Here is a 20454-nt window from a genome sequence, read left to right as displayed (position 1 = left end):
CACAATATGGGGGAGATGGCAGGCTATGTCAATTTTTTTGGCAGAGACCGCCTGTTTTGTCGTTTGCGGCTCTGACGACTCCTATTTGCGTATCCACCAGATCGAAGCCGCGCTCGGCTGCCACACGGGCGCGCTCACGGCCGCCGGTTCCGGCGATGATCAGCGCCGAGCGCAACACCGACACGTAGATCAACCCGTTGATCCGGCAGTCTGGATGATCCGGCGCAAGTTGCCATTCGCGCGCCAGGAACTCCGCCACCACCTGTTCCCATTCGAAAACAATGTCGCCCCATCGCGCCCTGATCCCAGGCGCCGACCACAACTCGACGCACGCAGCATCGAGGTCTGCATCTTCGTAGCTGATCCGCCCTATCAACTGCTCCATCAGGGCATTACGGAGGACCTCCAGCGGTCGGTCTGTCTCCTGTGCATCCGCGAGCATGTCCCGTAGCTGCAGCAGGTGATCGGCCTGATCGCCGAACACGACGTCTTCCTTTGAGCCGAAGTAACGAAAGAAGGTTCGCGACGACGAGCCCGCTCGATTAGCGATCTGCTCGACCGTCGTCTGATCAAAGCCCTGCTCCTTGAATAGGTCCACAGCGGCACGCATCAAGGCCAGCCGCGTCCTGGCCTTGTTCTCCGCGCGCTTAGATGTTGCCGGAGAAATTGTCACCGAGGGCAAGCCGCCACCCGCCGGAATAGGCACCAACTGTGTGGATAACGACAGGCCAAGAGCGGCAAGTATTTTCGCCAACATCGGATGTGTGGGCTGGTGGGTGCCTGCCTCGATCTGGGCAATGATATCGGAGGCCACACGCGCTCTGGTGGCTAGTTGGCGCTGCGTGAGACCCGCTTCGGTGCGCGCCTCCCGCAACACATTTCCCGCCCATCCGTCCGAGTCAGGTCTGGTGTTGGGACTCGTCGTTGCCACTACCGAAGCGTAGTCGAGCACATCAACTCACTCACTAAAGTTTGCAGCCGGCTGTAGTCCGACGGGAACAGTCCGCAACGATCAATCGCGGGACCGTTGCGGCCGCCGGCGAACGGCCCTTAGTGATTCAGCCTCGGTGAAGACCGGCGTCGGTACGGAATTCTCAGCGTTGACCAGGTGTGATGTGACGATGATAGCGTCGTGAGACTGAGGGGCTATCTGCGTGTGCGTCCAGCCGCTGCGTGCCATCGACGGCTGCCGATGGGCGGGACACGCTCGATCGGACTGTCTGCTCAATCATGTAGGTTCAGCGCGCCTTATCGTGAGGATCTCTTCACGCGACACCGTCCCGACCCTCAGCGATTTTGAGAGGTACGACCCCGATACTGCTTGTCATAAGACTCGCCGGGAGGCCGGACACAGCCAGGGCTAGTCCGAAGTAGTAGACGATGCGATTGCAATGGGCCACAGAGTATTTCCGGGAGTTCACCTTACCGCGAGTGGTCTGGCAGGTCGCCCCGTTTCAGGGCGGGCAGCGGCCCCGAAACGATTTAGCTCCTTAACGTCCTCGCCTGGCCGCCATCCGTGCCGATCGGCACACAGCGCGGTGGCGCACACGGTGCGCGTCGGGCCGCCGTAACGTCGAGGACGACTCGATAGCCGTCGGCGTCCATACCGAAGACATAACGCAGCTTAGACGCGCATGCTTGCGCACCCGAGCAGATCATGTCGTCGACACCGGCAGACACCATAATGCCACCGTCTTCTAGTTCGCGGACTCCGCGGCAAGCTCGCACTAATGTGTATCCCAGGCCGCCGCTGGAATGCAGAGTCTGCCCGGTCACGAAGCGGGAATGGTCTCTCCTGAGAAACAGGGTCGTGCACCGACAGGCCCTCTGGTGCAGTGCTTTTCGGACTGTCATGCAAATGACTCATCGACCGCAACAGGTCGGCGGCGGCGCCCTCGCGAATGCCCCGCCAATGGACGACGGTTCTGAGTCGTGGTCCGCGCAAAACTGGTTGCTGCCCGCCCATGCTCACGTTCGGCGAGGCCTTGCTTTTCATGGCGGCCAGCTCAAACCGCTGTAAAGGATCAACCGGAACACTGTCACGCATCACCCGAAGAGAAACGTCAAGCATCAAGGGCTTCATAGGTAAGTTCGGAGCTCCTGTTCAGAGCCCCCTGTCAGGATTGAACTCGTCTAACGGACCAGCGGGGCAGGGTAAAAACCCTTCCTAGCAGCGCAAGTTCATCACTGGTGATCATGCGAGTTGTCTGTAACTGTGGGCAAGTTGCGGGCAATTTGTGGTCACGACCCGCGCACCTGCTCGAGCACGAACAGCTGCTCGACGAGCTGCACGCCGGTGTCATTGCTTTTTCGCTGAAAACTACGGGGAGGCTTATTAGCAATCTTGATGCGCCGGGAGTGCTGAACGCAGCCCGGTCAGGAGTAGCTGTAGCCCACTGTCGAAGGACGCCTGGGAGAAACGGGCGGCGAAGGCTGTCGCCGACTCAACCAGGTAGGGGTAGCGGTCCGCGGGCAACGCGGCGATCCGTGCCTGCTCCTCCGATGACGGCTCGGGATGGTGGCCGGCGACGGCGGCGAAGCCGAGCGCGAAGCCGAACAGGGCGTTGAGGTGGCGAGTCGCGTCCCCGGGGGCGAACCCGGCGATCCGCAGGATGGCCAGCAGGCCCTCCCGCGCCGGGTCGAGCGTGGGTCCGGGGACGAGCCCGTCGGCCAGGATCTGGGTCGCTCCCGGGTGCTGGCGCAGCACCCGGTACAGCTCACCGATCGCTCGTGACAGACGTGGTTCCCAGTCCGGGCCGGGACTCGGGATGGTCAGCGTACGCAACGCTCGTTGGGTGATCCCGTCGAGCAGGTCGTCCTTGTCCCGCACGTAGCTGTAGATCGTCATAGTGCCGACGTCGAGATCGCTCGCCAGGCGGCGGATCGTCAGGGCGGCCAGGCCCTCGTCGTCGACAAGTTGCAGGCCGGCGTCGAGCACGCGTTCCCGATCGAGCTCGACCTGCCCGCTCGGTCGGGCGCCCCGACGTCGTGGGGCCGGGGTGGTGCTGCTGATGAAGTCCTCCTGGCGTCGGCGCCTCGGGTCGACCTTGACGCGCTCGTACTAAGTACATTAGCCTTTCGTACTTAGTACAAGCACGCGACTCGGCGAAGCGGCAGGGGATGGGAGCGGCGATGGCTCGATTGGACGGTGGCGCGCGGCGCGGCCGGTGGACTCCGCGACCGCGCCCGGAGTGGCTGGCGCGGATGAACGCCGAGGGTGCCCACTTCGATCTGCGACACGTGGTCCCGCTCGATGAGCGGTCGTTGATCGACGCCGCGGTCGCGGCCACCGGCCTGGACGATTTCGGCGCCGACGACTGGCGCGAGCCGTTCTCGGTGCTGGTCCGGTCGTTGGACGACGAGGCGCGGCTGAACCTCATGGGTCGGCTGATGACCAGGTCGGATTTGCTGCTGACGCTGCAGGCGCGGCTGAGGATCGAGGACACCTACAAGAGGCACCCGGAGATCGAGGACGAGCAGATCGTCCGCCCGCTGGTGATCGTGGGTCAGGGTCGCAGCGGCACGTCGGTGCTGCAGAACCTGTTGTCCGCCGATCCGCACAACGGCACGGTGCGCAACTGGGAGGCGCTGTTCCCGTGCCCGCCTCCGGAGACGGCCACCTACGACACCGATCCGCGGATCGAGCGGGCCGACGGGCTGACCACGCAGTGGAACCGCGTGGCCCCGGAGATCGAGTCGATGCACGAGTTCGGCGGGCGGCTGCCCACGGAGAGCATCCACGTGCACTGCACGAGCTTCCGTTCCCCGGCCTGGTTCGACCTGTTCGGCCAGGTGCCCTCGTACACCGCGTACATGATGGGCCAGGACCCGGCCGAGGCCTACCGCTACGAGAAGCGGGTGCTCAAGCTGCTGCAGTGGCGCAACCCGCGCACGACCTGGGTGATGAAGTCGCCGTACACCCTCACCCACCTGCCGAGCTACCTCGAGGTATATCCCGACGGCGGGCTCATCTGGACCCACCGCGATCCGGTCCGTGCCCTGTCCTCGGTGGTCAGCCTGATCGGCACCCTGCACTGGATGCGCAGCGACGAGCCGTTCGTCGGGGACTCGCTCGCGCAGTTCACCAACGCCGATCTGGCCGCCGGGATGATGAGCCAACCGATCGGCTGGCTGGAGGACGGCACGGTGCCCGCGGACCGGCTTTGCAACGTCCAGTACCGCGACTTCGTGGCTGACCCGATGGCGGTGGTGACCCGGGTCTACGAGCAGTTCGGTCTGGAGCTTACCGAGGAGGGGCGCGCGGCCATGCAGCACTACCTGGACGACAACCCGCGCAGCGGGCGGCCCAGCCACGCCTACGACCGGGGCAGTGCCGATGAGATCCGGCTGGAGCGCGCGGTGTTCCAGGCGTACCAGAAGTACTTCGACGTTCCCGAGGAGATCTGATGGGCGAGCGGCTGCAGGATGCACTGGACGAGTTCGACGCCGCGTGCCGGGAGAGCCGTGACCTGATCGCGGCCACCGATCGGTTCCGTGACAGCGAGGCGAACCGGGCGCTGGCCTACCAGAGCCTGGTCGAGGCGCGGGCGATGGCCTACAACTTGGCCGTGGCCCCACGGCTGGACCACCCCCGGTTGAACGGGCAGCAGAGCTGGCACTCGCACTTCTTCTCCCTCGGCGGGAACTGCCAGGACTTCCGCTATGGCGCGACGCTGCTCGACGGTCGGCAGACCTATCGGCTCACCGGCCGGGTCGGCGAGCTGAAGCTGGCCCTGTTCCAGGTCCAGAACACCATCATGGGGCACCCGGACCACCGGGAGCTGAGCAACACCGACCTGCTCGATCTGGCCGGCCCGGACGGCCGGTTCGAGGTCCCGATCAGCGCCGAACCCCAGGACGGTCCGTGGATCGAACTCGACCCCGACTCACGGCTCAACTTCGTGATCGTGCGGCGGATCCTCTCCTCGATCGCCGACGACCCCGGTGAGCTGCGGATCGAGCGGATCGGCGGGGAGGAGCCGACCTCCTTCGCCGACCCCGATGCCATGGCCGAGCGGCTGTTCCGGGCCGCCGACCTGGTGCGCTACATCGTGGCGAACTGGTGCGTAGGGCTGTACGACATGTACGCGAAGGCCGCCGGGGGCATGAACCGGATGGCGCACATCGCCGGCAAGGAACTGGCCGACAACGTGCTCGGCAGCCCCTCCACGACCTACGGCCTCGGCTCCTTCGAGCTCGACCTGGACGAGGCCCTGCTGGTCCAATGGCAGATGTCCGACACCGCCTACTGGTCCTTCCAGCTCCAGGACGTGTGGTCCAACCCGCTGGACTTCTTCAACTACCAGACCGACCTCGGCATGGCCGACGCCGCCATCGACGACACCGGCACATTCCGGGCCGTGGTCAGCGCCCAGGACCCGGGCATCGCGAACTGGCTGGACACCCGGGGGCTGCGCGACGGGGTCGTCATCATGCGCAACTACCGGGCGCGCGGCGAGACCCAGGATCCGGTCATGGAGAAGGTGCGGTTCAGCGACCTCGTCGACCGCCTCCCCGCCGACACCCCGCGGGTCACCCCGGCGGAACGAGCCGCGGCGCTGAGCGGCCGTCGCGTGAGGTACCTAAACGCCTACCGGGACTGAAGCCGCCGGCGGTGCGCATGCGCACCACGGGCTCGCCGCCATCGCCGGGCCCGAGCAGCACGGCGCCGCCCACCCCTTCAGGCTCTCGCGCCGAGCTTAGAACGTCGCAACCGCACGATTGTTCGACGCCGAAATCGCCGCTACCAGCCTCGACAGGCACTGAGAACGAGAGCCCTGAGAACGAGAGCCCCCTGTCAGGATTGAACTGACGACCGCTCGCTTACCAAGGCACTCCGTTCGCGAGCTTCCGCCCTACATGACGACGCGACCGCCGGCTCGAGTCGACGCGTAGCTTGGACGGCATCACCCTGTCGTAGAATCGTCGTGCCTTGTCGAGCCAGGCCCGGCCGCGTTAGCTCAGCTGGTAGAGCGTCGCTCTTGTAAAGCGGATGTCGAGAGTTCGAGTCTCTCACGCGGCTCCATTCCTGTCGGTACTCAGGGATAGCGTCGTCTTGTGTTAACGACCTGTCTCGGGTGCGGCGTCGATTTCGAAGGCCGTCGGCGAAAGGTGTTCTGCACCAACGTATGCCAACAGTCACACCGCCGACGCTTGCTCTTGAAGGCCTGGCTCGACACCGGAGTCTGTGGGCGCACGTCCTACCAGGGCCACTACGTCCGCGACTACCTCTATGAGCAGCAGGGCGGTTGTTGTGCGATCTGTGGCATCGAGGACAAGTGGAACGGCGTGACCCTGGCGCTGATCGTCGACCACATCACTGGAGACGCAAGCAACGATCGTCGGGAGAATCTGCGGCTCATTTGCCCCAACTGTGACAGCCAGCTGCCGACGTACAAGGCAAGGAATCGCGGCAGCGGTCGCTACTACCGGCGACAGCGGTACGCCGACGGCCAGTCCTATTGACGCTCAGGCCGCCTGAGCATCCATCTAGTGGCGCTCTACCCGGCTCTACCACTGAGCTATGGAGGCGGGGTAAAACCGGACCCAAGCCTAATCGGTCACTGGTCGCTGTCGATCACGCGCGCTGGGCGCACCGCCCGCGACGACGGTCGCCGCCGCCCCGGCAGCGGGATCCGGTCGGCGATGTTGCTCAGCGGGTTGACCACCATGGTGAGCGCGATGACGGCGTCCTGCAGGGTGGCTATGGCGGGCTCGAGCGCCTCCATTCCCGGCGTGAGCCGGGCCAGGGTGTCGGCGACGTCGGCGAGCTGGTCCAGCGGTCCGTGCTTCGCCGTCAGCTTGTCGATCAGGCCGCCTTCGCTGAGCAGCCGGTCGGCCAGCCCGTCCTCGGCCAGCAGGCGCTCGATCAAACCCTCTTCGGCAACCAGCTGATCGGCCAGGCCGCCGGGCTGCAGGGTGCGATGCAAGGCGCCGCCTTCGGCGGTTAGGCGGTCCAGCAGACCGCCCTCCGACGTCAGCATGTCGACCACCCCGCCGGGGCGCAGCAGGCGGTCGATCGGACCGTCCGGCGCCACCGCACGGCCCAGTGGGGCGTCGTCGTCGAGCAGCCTGGCCAGCCGGTTGGCACGCACGATCGCGTCGTCGATCCCCAGCATCGACGTCATCGCGTTCGTGCCGGCAGTCCCGCCGTCACCCAAGGCGCGCTTCGCCACACCCACGGCCGCACTAGCCACGCCCAGACCCGCGTCGGCCGCGGCCAGCCCCACCCGCGCGGGAGCGGTCGCCGCCGAGACGATGCTTTTGGCGAGGTTCATTCTTCGAGTCTATTCGCGACGCGTCCGGGGAAAGGCCGATCTGTACCCAGGCAATACGTTGACACCTGGCAGACTACTAACAGACGGTTGACACTGAGCTTTCAGGAAAAACACTATCTTTCCATAGATGACTTCAAGCAAGGGACAGCAGCACCTGATGACATCGCCGACTCCCAGTGATACCAAACCGGAGGCTCGCATCCTCGTGGTCGACGACGAGGTCAACATCGTCGAGCTGCTCTCGGTGAGTTTGAAGTTCCAGGGGTTCGAGGTCTGCACCGCGACCAACGGCGCCCAGGCTTTGGACCGGGCGCGCGAAGCCCGTCCCGACGCGGTAATCCTCGACGTGATGATGCCGGGCATGGACGGGTTCGGGGTGCTGCGACGGTTGCGCGCCGACGGCATCGATGCGCCCGCGTTGTTCTTGACGGCGCGGGATTCCCTGCAGGACAAGATCGCCGGTCTGACGCTGGGTGGCGACGACTATGTGACGAAGCCGTTCAGCCTCGAAGAGGTCGTCGCGCGGTTGCGGGTCATCCTGCGCCGCGCCGGCAAGGGTGGCGCCGAACCACACAGCGCCCGACTGACTTTCGCCGATATCGAACTCGACGAAGAAACGCACGAAGTGTGGAAGGCCGGTCAACCGGTGTCGCTGTCGCCGACCGAATTCACGCTGCTGCGTTACTTTGTGATCAACGCGGGCACGGTGTTGAGTAAGCCGAAGATCCTCGACCACGTGTGGCGATACGACTTCGGAGGTGACGTCAATGTCGTCGAGTCCTACGTGTCGTATCTGCGTCGCAAGATCGACACCGGGGAGAAACGCCTGCTGCACACGCTGCGCGGCGTGGGTTATGTGTTGCGGGAACCGCGCTGAGCACGCGCTCGGCCAACAGCGGTAGCGAAGAATTGGGCAGATGGGCACACAGCCTCGACGCGAATTGCCACTCCGGGTATGGCTGGTCGCCGCCACCCTGGTTCTGGTGGCCTGCGGCCTCGCCGTTTCCGGCGTCGCGGTCACTTCGATCCTGCGGCACAGCCTGATCAGCCGTATCGACCAGACGCTGCTCGACGCGTCCCGCGGCTGGGCGCAGGCCCCGCGGCGGGAGTCACCGCCGCCCTACGAGGGCCCCGACCCCGCCCGGCCACCGTCGAAGTTCTATGTGCGCGCCGTCAGCACCGACGGGACCCCGTTCACGGCCATCAACGACCGCAATGCCGAACCCGCGCTACCCGCCAACAACGACGTGGGCCCGAACCCGACGACGCTGCCCTCGGTGAACGGCTCGGACATCCAGTGGCGAGCCGTCTCGGTGCGCGGCCCGCACGGGCTGACCACCGTGGCAATCGACCTGTCCGATCTGCGGCACACCGTCAGCTCGCTGGTCTGGCTGCAGTTCGGAATCGGAGTGGCGGTGCTGGTCGTCGTCGGGATCGCCAGCTTCGCGGTGGTGCAGCGCAGCCTGCGGCCGCTGGTCGAGGTCGAGCGAACGGCCGCGGCGATCGCCTCCGGTCAGCTGGATCGCCGTGTCCCAGAACGCGATCCACGCACCGAGGTGGGCCGGCTGTCGCTCGCGCTCAACGGGATGCTCGCACAGATTCAGCAGGCGCTGGCCTCCTCGGAGTCCTCAGCGGAAAAGGCCCGCGGCTCCGAGGACCGGATGCGGCGGTTCATCACCGACGCCAGCCACGAGCTGCGCACCCCGCTGACCACCATCCGCGGTTTCGCGGAACTGTATCGCCAGGGCGCCGCCCGCGACGTCGCGATGCTGTTGTCGCGGATCGAAAGCGAGGCCTCCCGGATGGGCCTGCTCGTCGACGACCTGCTGTTGCTGGCCCGCCTCGATGTGCAACGACCTCTCGAGCACAACCGGGTGGACTTGCTGGCACTGGCCAGCGATGCCGTGCACGACGCGCAGGCGATCGATCCACGGCGAACCATCACCATGAAGGTCCTCGACGGCCCCGGCACGCCGGAGGTGCTCGGTGATGAACCGCGGATCCGGCAGGTGTTGAGCAACCTGATCGCCAACGCGTTGCAGCACACCCCGGAAAGCGCCGACGTCACGGTGCGGGTCGGCACCGACGGCGACGACGCGGTACTTGAAGTGGCGGACAAGGGCCCCGGCATGAGCCAACAGGACGCGTCGCGGGTGTTCGAACGGTTCTATCGCACCGACTCGTCGCGGGCGCGGGCCAGCGGCGGTACCGGTCTGGGTCTATCCATCGTCGAGTCGTTGGTGCGGGCGCACGGCGGCGTCGTCAGCGTGACCACCGCGCCCGGCGAGGGCTGCTGCTTCCGGGTGACGTTGCCGCGCATCAGCGACGTCCACGCGCAGCGCGCGGTTCACGCCAATTGAGCCAGGGCGGCCTTGATCTTGGCCTGGGCCTCGTCCAGCGACTCCGGTGACGGATTGCGGTCCACGTTGGCGAAGCCGAAGTCGCTGAGGCTGCGGGTGGGGAAGACGTGCACGTGCAGATGCGGCACCTCTAATCCGGCGATGATCAGGCCGGACCGTTCGGTCCTGAAGGCCTTGCACACGGCCTTGCCGATCAGTTGACTCACGGTCATGACCCGGGCGAAGGCCGCGCCATCGACGTCCTGCCAATTGTCGATCTCGGTGCGCGGCACGACGAGGGTGTGCCCCTGCGTCATCGGCTCGATCGTCAGGAACGCGACGACATCGTCGTCCTCGTAGACGAAGCGGCCGGGAAGTTCACGGTTGATGATCTTGGTGAAGATCGACGCCATGGGCGCTCATTCCTCCTTGCCGAACTGCATCATCTCGAGGTTCCAGTAGCCACGCATGTTGGTGATCAGCCCGGCGTCGTTGACCTTATAGGTGAACACCCCACGCACCGAGCTGGTGAGGCCGCCCTCGAACTTGCTGTTGAGCACCAAAATGTGGGCGATCTCGTCGGGCGAACTCGACGGGAAGGTCTCCTCACAGGTGATGGAGAGCTGATTGGCCGCGATGTTGGTGTCGAAGAAGGCGCCGACGGCCTCCTTGCCGCGGACACCGGCGCCGTCCGGGTTGGTGACGGACTTGCCGATCGGGTCCTCGATGACGACGTCATCGGACATCAGCGCCAGCCAGCCCTCGCGGTCGTGCGCCTGCACGCACCGCCACGAGGATTGCGACGCAGCCAGGGCCGGGGATGCCTGGGATTTCTCGGTTTGGGTCAATTTCTTCTCCTGTCACTAGGTTGCGCACGCGGCACCTCGGGACGCGTCACCCGATGATCATCGGTGCGCCGATTGCGTTGTGGCGCAAGGAAGGAGTCCAGCAGCATGTAGTCGTGCGGTTCGGCGGCAGCCCGTTCACCGGAGACATCGCCACGGGGTGGCGCACCGTCATGGCGCCGGTTCGTCCCGGCGCCATGAGGTGGCCGAAGCCGGTCACTGAAATAGACGCGGCTGATGACGATTGTTTACCGGTCGGCGTCGGTGAACCGGATGACGCCGCGAATGTTCTTGCCGTCCAGCATGTCCTGGTAGCCGTCGTTGATCTGCTCCAGCTTGTACTGGCGGGTGATCATGTCGTCCAGGTTCAGCTTGCCGGCCTTGTACATCGACAGCAGCTGAGGGATGTCGTACTGCGGATTGCCGCCACCGAAGATGGTGCCCTGCAGGTTCTTCTGCATCAGGGTCAGCATCGCCAGATTCAGGGTGACGTTGGTGTCCAGCAGGCTACCGATGGCGGTCAGCACGCACGTGCCACCCTTTTGGGTGATGTTCAGGTAGTTGTCGATGTCGGCGCCCTGCAGCTCGCCCACGGTGACCACGACCTTGTGGGCCATCAGGCCGTAGGTGACCTCGGCGATGCCCGCCATCGCGGCGAAGATGTCGGGGTAGACGTGGGTGGCGCCGAACTTGAGCGCCTGGTCGCGCTTCCACTCCACCGGGTCGATCGCGAAGATGTAGCGGGCGCCGGCGTTGGCCGCGCCCTGCAGTGCTGCCATGCCGACCCCACCGACGCCGACGATGGCGACGTCCTGGCCCGGGCGGATATCGGCGGTGCGGACCGAGGAACCGTAGCCGGTGGTGACGCCGCAGCCGACCAGCGCGGCGACCTCGAACGGAACGGACGGGTCGATCTTCACCACGGAGGCGCGGTGCACGACCATGTAGGGCGAGAACGTACCCAGCAGCGTCATCGGGAAGACATTCTGGCCGCGGGCCTGGATGCGGAACGTGCCATCGCTGACCGCCGCGCCGCCCAGTAGCCCCGCGCCCAAATCACACAGGTTGCGCATGCCGGACTGACAGGTCGGACACTGCCCACAGGAGGGGATGAACGACAGCACCACGTGATCACCCGGGGCGATGTCTTCCACGCCGGGGCCGACCTCGGTGACGATGCCCGCGCCTTCGTGACCGCCGAGCACCGGGAAACCGGCCATCGGGATACCCCCGGTGACCAGGTGATGGTCGGAGTGGCACATGCCCGCCGCTTCCATCTGGATCTTGACCTCATGCGCTTGCGGGTCGCCGATCTCGATTTCCTCGATGGACCAGGGCTGGTTGAACTCCCAGATCAGTGCGCCTTTTGTCTTCACGATGGTCCTGACCCCATTTCGCCTTTGAATTGATCAGCGCTGACCGGCCTTTTCATGCCGGCCAGCTAGGTGACGGGTGCCACAGGCACCCTTGTCGCGTCAGCATAGCGCGCGCAACAAATCAAATGCTTGGTTGGCTCCGTTGTATCCGGGCTCACCAAATCGGGACCGGTGCCTCGCCGAGCGGGTAGTAGCCCGGCAGCTCCTCGCCGGCCAGGCTGCGCTCGATTCGCTTCTGCATGCCGGGGCTGAGATCGCCGGATTCGATCAGGTTCGCGAACATCTTCGCGACGTGACCGAAGTCGAAGAAGTCGCGCTGCCACTCGATGAGGCGCTCGCCGTTGAGGCGAAACCAGCTGCCGCCGATGCCGTAGATCTCGCCCTGGGTGCCGTCGGTCTTGTTGACGATCTGCTTCCAGAATCCGACGATCTCGCCCTGCTTCTCGTCGATGAGCACCTTCTGGTACTCGTACACCCAGTTCTCCAGGCCCTCCATCTCCAGACCGAGGGCGATATCGCGGATCTCGTCGACGCCGACGCACATCACGTCTTCCTTGGGGCCGATGTTCCAGCCGTAGGTGGCGTCGTTGGCGTAAAAGTCCGCCAGCGGCTTCCAGTCACCGGCCTTTTCGCAGTCCTTGTTGGCCTGCAGCCAGCGGTCGACCCATGCCTCGAGTTCGTCGCGGGAGTGTGACGCCTGTGATGTCATGGGTCAGTCTTCTTTCTCTTTGATGAACAGTGCTTGCGTTGGGCACATTTCGACTGCGCGCTCGACTTCATCGCGGGCGTCTTCGGGCGGTTCGGGGTCGATGATCTCGACCTTGCCGCGCTTGGGCACCCGGAAATAGTCGGGCGCCTCCAGTTCGCACATGGCGTGGCCCTGACACAAATCCAGATCCGCTTCGATTCTGAATCCATTTGAGCCCATTGGGACTTACTCCTTACGCATTGCGCTTGCGGTAGCGGACCTTCGCCGGCCGGGCAAGCTGCACGACCATCTTCGAGTGATCGTTGTGATAGCTGTCCGGCGGTTGTGCCATCTCAAATTCGTACTCGCGCAACAGAACCGAGAAGATCGCCTTGATCTGCATCTGGGCGAACGCGGCGCCGACACAGCGGTGGCGTCCCGCGCCGAACGGAATCCAGGTCCACCGGTTGACGATGTCGGCCTGCTCGGGCTTGTTGTAGCGATCGGGCTTGAAGGCGTCGGGGTCGGGGAAGTCCTCGGGAATGCGGTTCGAGATCGCGGGGGATGCGGCGACGTAGTCGCCGTTGTGAATCGGGAAGCCCTCGACTTCGAACTCGTCCTTGGCGACCCGCATCAGGATGATCAGCGGCGGGTGCAGCCGCAGGGTCTCCTTGACCACGTTGTCGAGCTTCGGAATCGAGCGCAGCGCATGGAAACTCACCTCCTGGCCGTCGGCGTAGAGCTCCTCGAGCTCGGCCAGCACCTCGGCGTACACCTCGGGGTGGCGGATCAGCTCGATCATCGTCCATGCCGAGGTCCCGGAACTGGTGTGGTGCCCGGCGAACATCAACGAGATGAACATCCCGGTGACCTCGTCGGCGGAGAATCGCGGAGTGCCGTCCTCGTCGCGGATCGACACCAGCACGTCGAGCATGTCGCGGTCGGCCTTGTCCTTCGGCGGATTCGCCAGCCGATGATCCATGATCTCCTGCACCACCGCAACGAGTTTGACGCGGGCCTCGTCCCGGCGCCGGAAACTGTCGATCGGTAGATACGGGTCGACATAACACAGCGGGTCGGTGCCGCGTTCCAGTTCGTGGTAGTACTCCGCGAACCGGTGATCGAGCTGCTCGCGGAACTTCAACCCGATCAGGCAGGCCGTCGAGGTGTAGATGGTCAGCTCGGCGAAGAAGTCGAGCAGCTCGATCTCGCCCTCGTCGCCCCAGTTCGCGATCATCTTCTTGACTTCGCCCTCGATGGTGGCGGCGTGGCCCTTCATCTGCTCGCCGCGCAACGCCGAATTGTGCAGCATCTCCTTGCGCCGCTCCGGGCTGGCGTCGAACACCACGCCCTTGCCGAAGATCGGCGTCATGAACGGGTAGGCCTCGGCCTGATCCAGGTCCTCGTCGGCGGCGCGGAAGAAGAACTCGTTGGCCCCCGCACCGGACAGCAGGATGACGTGCTTGCCCGCCAGTTGAAACCATCCGACGTCACCGCACTCGTCGCGCACCCGCTGCATCAAGCCGATTGGGTCGGTGCGGAATTCCTCGAGATGGCCGTGCTCTTCTTCGCCACCGGAAACCCGCGGCACGATAGCTGTAGTCATTTGCTCACTCTCCCCCGCCGAGCGGGAGGTGCCCCCACATCGGCGCTCGTACCTCGCGCCGCATCGTCGTTTCGCGAAGTCATGAATCCAGTGCCTCTTCATCCAACTTGAGTTGCTGGCGTTCTTTCGTCACGGCCAACGGCGCCTCGGGCTGAAGCTCCATGTTGGCAACGAAGCCGCCCCGCGGTGTCTCCGCGACGAATGTGATCGCCCGGGCGAGATCGGACGCCCGCAAGAAGTAGTCGTGGCGGGCCTGGCCCCACTTGGCCCAGTCTTCCAGTGCGGGGCCGATCTTTTCGGCCGGCAGGCTCCAGCCCATCGACGTTTTCGTCGGGCCGGGGTGCACGATCGAGGCCCGCACGCCGGTGCCCTCGAGCTCCATCTGGAAATTGTTGACCATCGCGACGAGTGCGGCCTTGGCCGCGCCGTAGGCACCCATGTGCGGCCGCTGGCGCAGGGCCACATCGGATCCGACGAAGATCAGGTCCCCACGCCGCCGGTCGAGCATGCCGGGCAGCACCGCGGCGGCCAGCCGGTTGGCGCCGACGAGGTGGATCTGCAGCTGGGATTCGAACTCGTCGGTGGTGATCTCGGCGAGCTTGCCGAAGTAGGTGTCGCCCGCGCCGGCCACCAGCACCTCGATATCCCCGAGCGCGTCGACCGACTGTGTCACAAAGGATTTCACCGAGTTCGGGTCGGTGACGTCCAGGTGGAATCCGACCGCTTCGCCGCCTTCGGCGTTGATCTTACCGACGATGTCGTCGAGCTTCTCGACGCGGCGGGCACCCAGGGCGACGGGGAAGCCGTGGGCCGCGAGTTCGATGGCGGTGGCCTCTCCGATGCCGGAGGAGGCGCCGGCCACGATGGCGGGGCGGCGTTCGGGCAACGGGTCAAAGCGGGGCATTCAGCGGACCTCCACGCTCATGGGTAGGTGGGCGAATCCGCGGACATTGCTGGAGTGGACGCGGACGGCGTTGGCCTCGTCCACTTCGTAGCCGCGGATTCGCTTGAACAACTCGGTGAGCGCAACCCGGGCTTCCATCCGCGCCAGATGCGCACCCAGGCAGAAGTGTGCGCCGCTACCGAAACTCAATAATTTGGGCCCGATTTCGCGCCCGATCACATAATCGTCGGGGTTGTCGAAGACCCGCTCGTCACGTTGTCCCGAACCGGGCAACAACAGTAGGACGTCGCCGTCGGGAATGGTGGTGTCGTAGAGGGTGAGCTCGCCGGACACGGTGCGGGCCAGGATCTGGCTGGAGGTGTCGTAGCGCAAGGTCTCCTCGACCCACAGCGGCACCCGAGACAGATCGTCATAGACCGGGGTCAGTTGATCCGGGTTCTTGTAAGCCCAAAAGGCGGCATTGGCAAGCAGTTTGGTGGTGGTCTCGTTTCCCGCGATCACCATGAGGAACATGAAGCCGAGCACCTCGTCGTCGGTGAGCCGGTCGCCGTCGATCTCGGCTTGCAGCAGCGCCGACGTCAGATCCTCGGTCAGCTTCTTGCGCCGCTCGGCGACCATCCCCTGGTAGTAGACGATGAGGTTGAGCGAGGCCTCCACGGCCTCCGGCGGCACGTCGGTGATTCCCTCCTCGCGGTGCATGACCCCGTCGGCCCAGGCCCGGACCTGATCTCGATCCGGCTCGGGGACGCCCATCAGCTCGGAGATGACGTCCATGGGCAGCTTGCCGGCGAATTCCTCGACATAGTCGGCCGTCCCGTTCTTCGCCTTGTCCAGCAGGGCGTCGAGATGCTGCGTCGCGATCTCGGTGACCCGGGGTTCGAGTTCGCGAATCCGGCGCGGGGTGAAGCCTTTCGAGACCAGGGTGCGCAGCCGCAGGTGGGCGGGATCGTCCATCGCGAGAAAGCTCATCGTCTTGCTGGCGTGCGGACCGCGCGACGCCGGATCCAGCGAGACACCGTACTTGTTGGACAGCGTGGTGCTGTTGCGGAAGCCCTGCAGCACATCCTGATGCCGTGACAGCGCCCAGAACTTCAGTTCCTCATTGCGGTAGAGCGGGGCGTCGTCGCGTAGGCGCTTGTAGTACGGGTACGGATCCTCGTGGAAGTCGTAGTCGTAGGGATCGAGGACCAGCTTGTGGTCGCCAACATGGACGGTCATCGCTTAAGTTCCTGCCTCTGTCTCTTGGCTGGTGTCTCGGGTGCCGGTCAGGATCAGCCGCACCACGTAGGCCAGCCGGTCGGCGATCTCGCGGTAGCTGAATTCGCCGCTGCCGCCCTGGACCAGCGCGCCGAAAAACGACATCTCCAATGCCGAAACGGTGGTGGGGTCGGCGTCGGGGCCCATCGCGGACGTGATCCGGCGGTGGATCTCGACGCCGATCCGGTCGCGAGCGGCACGCACCGCGGGGTCGGCCCCGCCGCTGAGCAAGGCCGTCGTGCAGGCGGCGCTGACTTCGGGCTCGTCGGCAACCACCAGGGCCAGATGACGCAACACCCGTTCCACCCTGCTGGGCATCGGGTCGTTGACGTCGGTGAAGTAGGGGACCTGCCGCACCAGGTCCAGGTAAACCTCGGCGATCAGATGATTCTTCGACGAGAAGTAGGTGTAGGCGGTCGCCGGCGCGACCTTGGCGCGGGCCGCCACCGCGCGCACGGTCAGGTCGGCGTAGGACTTTTCGCGCAGCGTTTGGATGCCGGCGGCGAGTACCTTGCGGAACGTCTCCTCTTGGCGCCGGTTGCGCCGCGGCTGACCGGTCGGGCGGTCGGCGTCGCTGGTGATCGCCAGTGCATCGCTGGACACATGTCCAAGCTAATGGATGGGGTCGGCGCGAAGCAAGTCCGATCCGGAAACATATCGCTTAATCTGCGATTTTGTGGCCCCTTTGGGCGCCCACCGGGATCGGCCCTTGCACCGCTGATGACCAGGCGGCTATGGTTCGATCGGACGATATCGGACAACTGTCCACTAGATTGGTGTGCCGGGTTGGCCGCGCACAGACGGGAGCGGGACATGGCCTTGGTGGCCGACGGCGTTAGCGAACTCTTCATCGACGGCACGATGTCGGCCGGAAGTGCCGGCACCTTCCCCACGATCAATCCGGCGACCGAAGAGGTGCTGGGCGTCGCCGCCAACGCCGACGCTGCCGACATGGACCGCGCGATCGACGCCGCGCGGCGCGCGTTCGACGCGACGGACTGGTCGCGCAACACCGAATTGCGGGTGCGTTGCGTGCGGCAACTGCGCGAGGCGATGCAGCAGCACCTCGAAGAGCTGCGCGATCTGACCATCGCCGAAGTCGGCGCACCCCGAATGCTCACCAGCATCGCTCAGCTCGAAGTACCGGTCAACGACCTGGCGTTCGCCGCGGATACCGCCGAAACCTACGAATACAACCAGGATCTCGGCGAGGCGTCGCCGATAGGTATCCCCACCAGGCGCACCATCGCCCGTGAGGCCGTCGGCGTCGTCGGCGCCATCACCCCGTGGAACTTTCCCCACCAGATCAACCTCGCCAAGATCGGGCCCGCGCTGGCCGCCGGCAACACCGTCGTCCTCAAGCCCGCCCCGGACACCCCCTGGTGCGCCGCCGTGCTGGGGGAACTGATCGCCGAGCACACCGACTTTCCGCCCGGTGTCATCAACATCGTCACCTCGGATGACCACGGCGTAGGCGCGTTGCTGTCGAAAGACCCTCGGGTGGACATGGTTTCGTTCACCGGCTCGACGGCCACCGGCCGCAGCGTGATGGCCGACGGCGCGGCGACCATCAAGAAGGTCTTCCTCGAGCTGGGCGGCAAGTCGGCGTTCATCGTCCTCGACGACGCCGACCTGGGCGGTGCGGTGAGTGTGGCGGCATTCTCGGTGTGCATGCACGCGGGCCAAGGCTGCGCGATCACCACCCGGCTGGTGGTGCCGCGGGCGAAGTATGACGAAGCCGTCTCCATCGCGGCCGCAACGATGGGCGGTATCAAGGCCGGCGACCCCACAGATCCCCGAACCATCTGCGGGCCAGTGATTTCGGCGCGCCAGCGGGACCGGATACAGGGCTACCTCGACTCGGCGATCGCTGAGGGCGGCACGTTCGCCTGCGGTGGCGGCCGGCCGGCCGGCCGTGAAGTCGGCTTCTTCATCGAGCCCACGGTGATCGCGGGGCTGGGCAACGAAGCGCGCTGCGCGCGCGAGGAGATCTTCGGTCCGGTCCTGACGGTGATTCCGCACGACGGCGACGACGACGCCGTGCGCATTGCCAACGACTCGCCATACGGCCTGTCGGGCACCGTATTCGGGGCTGATCCGGACAGGGCCGCCAGGGCTGCCGCACGGGTCCGCGCGGGCACGATCAATGTCAACGGCGGCGTGTGGTACTCGGCCGACGCGCCATTCGGCGGTTACAAGCAGTCCGGAAACGGTCGCGAGATGGGCCTGGCCGGTTTCGAGGAGTACCTGGAAACCAAAACTATTGCGACAGCAGTGAACTAGAGGAGCCTGAGAGCATGCGATTCGAGAACAAAGTCGGCATCGTCACCGGATCCGGGGGCGGCATCGGGCAGGCCTATGCCGAGGCGCTGGCCCGTGAGGGTGCGGCGGTCGTGGTCGCCGACATCAACGCGGAGGCCGCCGAGGCGGTCGCCAAGCAGATCGTCGCCGACGGCGGAACCGCCGTCAGCATTCCGGTCGACGTGTCCGATCCGGTGTCGGCCAAGGAGATGGCCGACCGCACGCTGGCCGAGTTCGGCGGCATCGACTACCTGGTCAACAACGCCGCGATCTTCGGGGGCATGAAGCTGGACTTCCTGCTCACCATCGACCCCGAGTACTACAAGAAGTTCATGAGCGTGAACCTCGACGGGGCGTTGTGGTGCACGCGTGCCGTGTACAAGAAGATGGCTAAGCGCGGTGGCGGGGCGATCGTCAACCAATCCTCCACCGCGGCATGGCTCTACGCGAACTACTACGGCCTGGCCAAGGTCGGCATCAACGGCCTGACCCAACAGCTTTCGCGCGAACTCGGCGGCCAGAACATCCGGATCAACGCGATCGCGCCCGGCCCTATCGACACCGAGGCCAACCGGACCACCACCCCGCAGGAGATGGTGGCTGACATCGTCAAGGGTCTGCCGTTGTCGCGCATGGGAACTCCCGGGGACCTGGTCGGCATGTGCCTTTTCCTGCTGTCGGACGAGGCCGCGTGGATCACCGGGCAGATCTTCAATGTCGACGGCGGACAGATAATACGGTCATGACGCGCGCCGACGACGATGCGGAGCGCAGCGATGAGGCGGAGCGGCGCAAAATGACAGAGCTGAAGCTGGGATATATCGGCCTGGGCAACATGGGCGCGCCGATGGCCACGAAGATGACCGAATGGCCCGGCGGGATAACCGTTTACGACATCCGGACCGAGGCGATGACCCCGCTGGTCGAGAAGGGCGCCGGCCTGGCCGACAGTGTCGCCGACATCGCAGTCGCCGCCGACATCATCCACATCACCGTGCTCAACGACGCCCAGGTGCGTGAGGTGGTCGGCGAGCTGGCGGCGCACGCCAAGCCCGGGACGGTCATCGCGATCCACTCGACCATCAGCGATACCACCGCGGTCGAGCTTGCCGCCCAACTCAAACCACAAGGCATCCATGTCGTCGATGCACCCGTCAGTGGTGGGGCGAGCGCCGCGGCAAAGGGTGAGCTCGCCACCATGGTCGGCGCCGAGCGCGAGGTCTACGAAAAGATCAAGCCGGCATTCAAACACTGGGCGGCGATGGTGATCCACGCCGGCGAGCCGGGTGCGGGCACCCGAATGAAGCTGGCCCGCAACATGTTGACGTTCACCTCGTACGCCGCGGCGTGTGAGGCCATGAAACTCGCCGAGGCGGCGGGGCTAGACCTGCAGGCGCTGGGCCGGGTGGTGCGCCACACCGACGCGCTCACCAGCGGGCCGGGCGCGATCATGGTGCGTGACGACATGAAAGACATTGAGCCGGAAAGCTTCCTGTATCAGTCCTTCGTGCACGCCCGCGGGCTCGGGGAGAAGGACCTGAGCCTGGCGCTAGCCTTGGGCGAGGCGGTGTCGGTCGATCTGCCGTTTGCCCAGTTGGCCTACGAGCGGTTGGCCGCGGGCCTCGGGGTTCCACACACAGAGAAAGAGGCGTAATGGACGAGTTGCGCCGCAAGGGCCTCGAAAAAATGAACGAGGTCTACGGCTGGGAGATGCCCAACGTCGAGGGCGACGCGTATTTCGACCTGACCGTCGATCACCTGTTCGGCAGCATCTGGACGCGGCCGGGGTTGTCGATGCGCGACAAGCGCATCATGACGCTGACGGCGGTGACCGCCATCGGGAATCGCGATCTGGCCGAGA

The 20454-nt window shown here is 65.4% G+C and carries 20 protein-coding genes, 1 tRNA gene and 1 pseudogene; 10 read left to right on the top strand and 12 right to left on the bottom strand.

Features of this window, described 5'->3' with window-relative positions; genetic code table 11:
- Positions 1-28 precede the first annotated feature (28 nt).
- Complete coding sequence (locus tag EPN51_RS08170; protein ID WP_293040154.1) at positions 29-931, bottom strand: TetR family transcriptional regulator; 903 nt, start codon at positions 929-931, stop codon at positions 29-31.
- A gap of 1404 nt (positions 932-2335) precedes the next feature.
- Entirely contained in the window at positions 2336-2938 is a 603-nt protein-coding gene (locus EPN51_RS08165) for a TetR/AcrR family transcriptional regulator C-terminal domain-containing protein (RefSeq protein ID WP_293040152.1), read from the bottom strand.
- A 194-nt stretch (positions 2939-3132) separates the two neighbouring features.
- Here EPN51_RS08165 and EPN51_RS08160 point away from each other — a divergent pair, with 194 nt between their 5' ends.
- From EPN51_RS08160 to EPN51_RS08145, 4 genes are all read left to right on the top strand, one after another.
- Positions 3133-4407, top strand: coding sequence for a sulfotransferase (locus tag EPN51_RS08160; RefSeq protein WP_293040150.1), 1275 nt, complete (start codon positions 3133-3135; stop codon positions 4405-4407).
- Entirely contained in the window at positions 4407-5603 is a 1197-nt protein-coding gene (locus EPN51_RS08155) for a hypothetical protein (RefSeq protein ID WP_293040148.1), read from the top strand. Before EPN51_RS08160 ends, EPN51_RS08155 begins: the two co-directional genes overlap by 1 nt.
- Positions 5604-5949: 346 nt before the next feature.
- Positions 5950-6025: transfer RNA gene (locus EPN51_RS08150), tRNA-Thr, on the top strand.
- Positions 6026-6057: 32 nt separating this feature from the next.
- Positions 6058-6465, top strand: a complete 408-nt coding sequence (locus tag EPN51_RS08145) for an HNH endonuclease signature motif containing protein (RefSeq protein WP_293040146.1) — start codon at positions 6058-6060, stop codon at positions 6463-6465.
- 95 nt (positions 6466-6560) lie between these two features.
- Here EPN51_RS08145 and EPN51_RS08140 read toward each other — a convergent pair whose 3' ends face one another.
- Positions 6561-7277, bottom strand: a complete 717-nt coding sequence (locus EPN51_RS08140; RefSeq protein WP_293040144.1) for a hypothetical protein — start codon at positions 7275-7277, stop codon at positions 6561-6563.
- Between the two features lie 157 nt (positions 7278-7434).
- Between EPN51_RS08140 and EPN51_RS08135 the strand changes: the two genes are divergently transcribed.
- Together EPN51_RS08135 and EPN51_RS08130 are read left to right on the top strand one after the other, a co-directional pair.
- On the top strand, positions 7435-8154 hold the full coding sequence (locus EPN51_RS08135) for a response regulator transcription factor (RefSeq protein ID WP_293040180.1): 720 nt from the start codon (positions 7435-7437) through the stop codon (positions 8152-8154).
- 40 nt (positions 8155-8194) lie between these two features.
- A complete protein-coding gene (locus EPN51_RS08130) occupies positions 8195-9637 on the top strand; it encodes a HAMP domain-containing sensor histidine kinase (RefSeq protein WP_293040142.1) in 1443 nt (480 codons plus the stop codon).
- Here EPN51_RS08130 and EPN51_RS08125 read toward each other — a convergent pair.
- The 9 genes from EPN51_RS08125 to EPN51_RS08085 all read right to left on the bottom strand — a co-directional run bounded on the left by EPN51_RS08125 (position 9625) and on the right by EPN51_RS08085 (position 16895).
- Positions 9625-10029: an HIT family protein gene (locus EPN51_RS08125; RefSeq protein ID WP_293040141.1), complete on the bottom strand. Its 405-nt coding sequence runs from the start codon at positions 10027-10029 to the stop codon at positions 9625-9627. The two genes, EPN51_RS08130 and EPN51_RS08125, sit on opposite strands and share 13 nt — an antisense overlap.
- A gap of 6 nt (positions 10030-10035) precedes the next feature.
- On the bottom strand, positions 10036-10464 hold the full coding sequence (locus EPN51_RS08120) for a ketosteroid isomerase family protein (RefSeq protein WP_293040139.1): 429 nt from the start codon (positions 10462-10464) through the stop codon (positions 10036-10038).
- 245 nt (positions 10465-10709) lie between these two features.
- On the bottom strand, positions 10710-11837 hold the full coding sequence (locus tag EPN51_RS08115) for an NDMA-dependent alcohol dehydrogenase (protein WP_293040137.1): 1128 nt from the start codon (positions 11835-11837) through the stop codon (positions 10710-10712).
- A gap of 154 nt (positions 11838-11991) precedes the next feature.
- Complete coding sequence (locus EPN51_RS08110) at positions 11992-12546, bottom strand: nuclear transport factor 2 family protein (RefSeq protein WP_293040135.1); 555 nt, start codon at positions 12544-12546, stop codon at positions 11992-11994.
- A 3-nt stretch (positions 12547-12549) separates the two neighbouring features.
- Entirely contained in the window at positions 12550-12765 is a 216-nt protein-coding gene (locus tag EPN51_RS08105) for a ferredoxin (RefSeq protein ID WP_293040133.1), read from the bottom strand.
- Between the two features lie 13 nt (positions 12766-12778).
- The gene (locus EPN51_RS08100) at positions 12779-14131 is read right to left on the bottom strand and encodes a cytochrome P450 (protein WP_293040131.1); all 1353 of its coding nucleotides are present in this window, start codon (positions 14129-14131) and stop codon (positions 12779-12781) included.
- A gap of 79 nt (positions 14132-14210) precedes the next feature.
- Positions 14211-15035, bottom strand: a complete 825-nt coding sequence (locus tag EPN51_RS08095) for an SDR family oxidoreductase (protein ID WP_293040129.1) — start codon at positions 15033-15035, stop codon at positions 14211-14213.
- A complete protein-coding gene (locus EPN51_RS08090; protein ID WP_293040127.1) occupies positions 15036-16253 on the bottom strand; it encodes a cytochrome P450 in 1218 nt (405 codons plus the stop codon).
- A gap of 3 nt (positions 16254-16256) precedes the next feature.
- Complete coding sequence (locus EPN51_RS08085) at positions 16257-16895, bottom strand: TetR/AcrR family transcriptional regulator (RefSeq protein WP_293040125.1); 639 nt, start codon at positions 16893-16895, stop codon at positions 16257-16259.
- A 210-nt stretch (positions 16896-17105) separates the two neighbouring features.
- Between EPN51_RS08085 and EPN51_RS08080 the strand changes: the two genes are divergently transcribed.
- From EPN51_RS08080 to EPN51_RS08065, 4 genes and pseudogenes are all read left to right on the top strand, one after another.
- A complete protein-coding gene (locus EPN51_RS08080) occupies positions 17106-18575 on the top strand; it encodes an aldehyde dehydrogenase (protein ID WP_293040123.1) in 1470 nt (489 codons plus the stop codon).
- Positions 18576-18589: 14 nt separating this feature from the next.
- Positions 18590-19339, top strand: coding sequence for an SDR family oxidoreductase (locus EPN51_RS08075; protein WP_293040121.1), 750 nt, complete (start codon positions 18590-18592; stop codon positions 19337-19339).
- 50 nt (positions 19340-19389) lie between these two features.
- On the top strand, positions 19390-20247 hold the full coding sequence (locus EPN51_RS08070) for an NAD(P)-dependent oxidoreductase (protein ID WP_293040179.1): 858 nt from the start codon (positions 19390-19392) through the stop codon (positions 20245-20247).
- A pseudogene (locus EPN51_RS08065) lies at positions 20247-20454 on the top strand (carboxymuconolactone decarboxylase family protein); the annotation flags it as partial. The gene EPN51_RS08070 and the pseudogene EPN51_RS08065, both read left to right, overlap by 1 nt.

The organism is Mycobacterium sp. (assembly GCF_004298145.1).
Taxonomy (GTDB): domain Bacteria; phylum Actinomycetota; class Actinomycetes; order Mycobacteriales; family Mycobacteriaceae; genus Mycobacterium.
This window is presented reverse-complemented; position numbering and strand designations above follow the sequence as displayed.

What these genes read in the sequence shown, in the direction of transcription:
- EPN51_RS08105 (WP_293040133.1), bottom strand. Translation starts at nt 12,765, where the DNA reads ATGGGCTCAAATGGATTCAGAATCGAAGCGGATCTGGATTTGTGTCAG.
- EPN51_RS08100 (WP_293040131.1), bottom strand. Translation starts at nt 14,131, where the DNA reads ATGACTACAGCTATCGTGCCGCGGGTTTCCGGTGGCGAAGAAGAGCAC.
- EPN51_RS08090 (WP_293040127.1), bottom strand. Translation starts at nt 16,253, where the DNA reads ATGACCGTCCATGTTGGCGACCACAAGCTGGTCCTCGATCCCTACGAC.
- EPN51_RS08075 (WP_293040121.1), top strand. Translation starts at nt 18,590, where the DNA reads ATGCGATTCGAGAACAAAGTCGGCATCGTCACCGGATCCGGGGGCGGC.
- EPN51_RS08070 (WP_293040179.1), top strand. Translation starts at nt 19,390, where the DNA reads ATGACAGAGCTGAAGCTGGGATATATCGGCCTGGGCAACATGGGCGCG.
- EPN51_RS08095 (WP_293040129.1), bottom strand. Translation starts at nt 15,035, where the DNA reads ATGCCCCGCTTTGACCCGTTGCCCGAACGCCGCCCCGCCATCGTGGCC.
- EPN51_RS08125 (WP_293040141.1), bottom strand. Translation starts at nt 10,029, where the DNA reads ATGGCGTCGATCTTCACCAAGATCATCAACCGTGAACTTCCCGGCCGC.
- EPN51_RS08080 (WP_293040123.1), top strand. Translation starts at nt 17,106, where the DNA reads ATGGCCTTGGTGGCCGACGGCGTTAGCGAACTCTTCATCGACGGCACG.
- EPN51_RS08140 (WP_293040144.1), bottom strand. Translation starts at nt 7,277, where the DNA reads ATGAACCTCGCCAAAAGCATCGTCTCGGCGGCGACCGCTCCCGCGCGG.
- EPN51_RS08160 (WP_293040150.1), top strand. Translation starts at nt 3,133, where the DNA reads ATGGCTCGATTGGACGGTGGCGCGCGGCGCGGCCGGTGGACTCCGCGA.
- EPN51_RS08155 (WP_293040148.1), top strand. Translation starts at nt 4,407, where the DNA reads ATGGGCGAGCGGCTGCAGGATGCACTGGACGAGTTCGACGCCGCGTGC.
- EPN51_RS08135 (WP_293040180.1), top strand. Translation starts at nt 7,435, where the DNA reads ATGACATCGCCGACTCCCAGTGATACCAAACCGGAGGCTCGCATCCTC.
- EPN51_RS08110 (WP_293040135.1), bottom strand. Translation starts at nt 12,546, where the DNA reads ATGACATCACAGGCGTCACACTCCCGCGACGAACTCGAGGCATGGGTC.
- EPN51_RS08130 (WP_293040142.1), top strand. Translation starts at nt 8,195, where the DNA reads ATGGGCACACAGCCTCGACGCGAATTGCCACTCCGGGTATGGCTGGTC.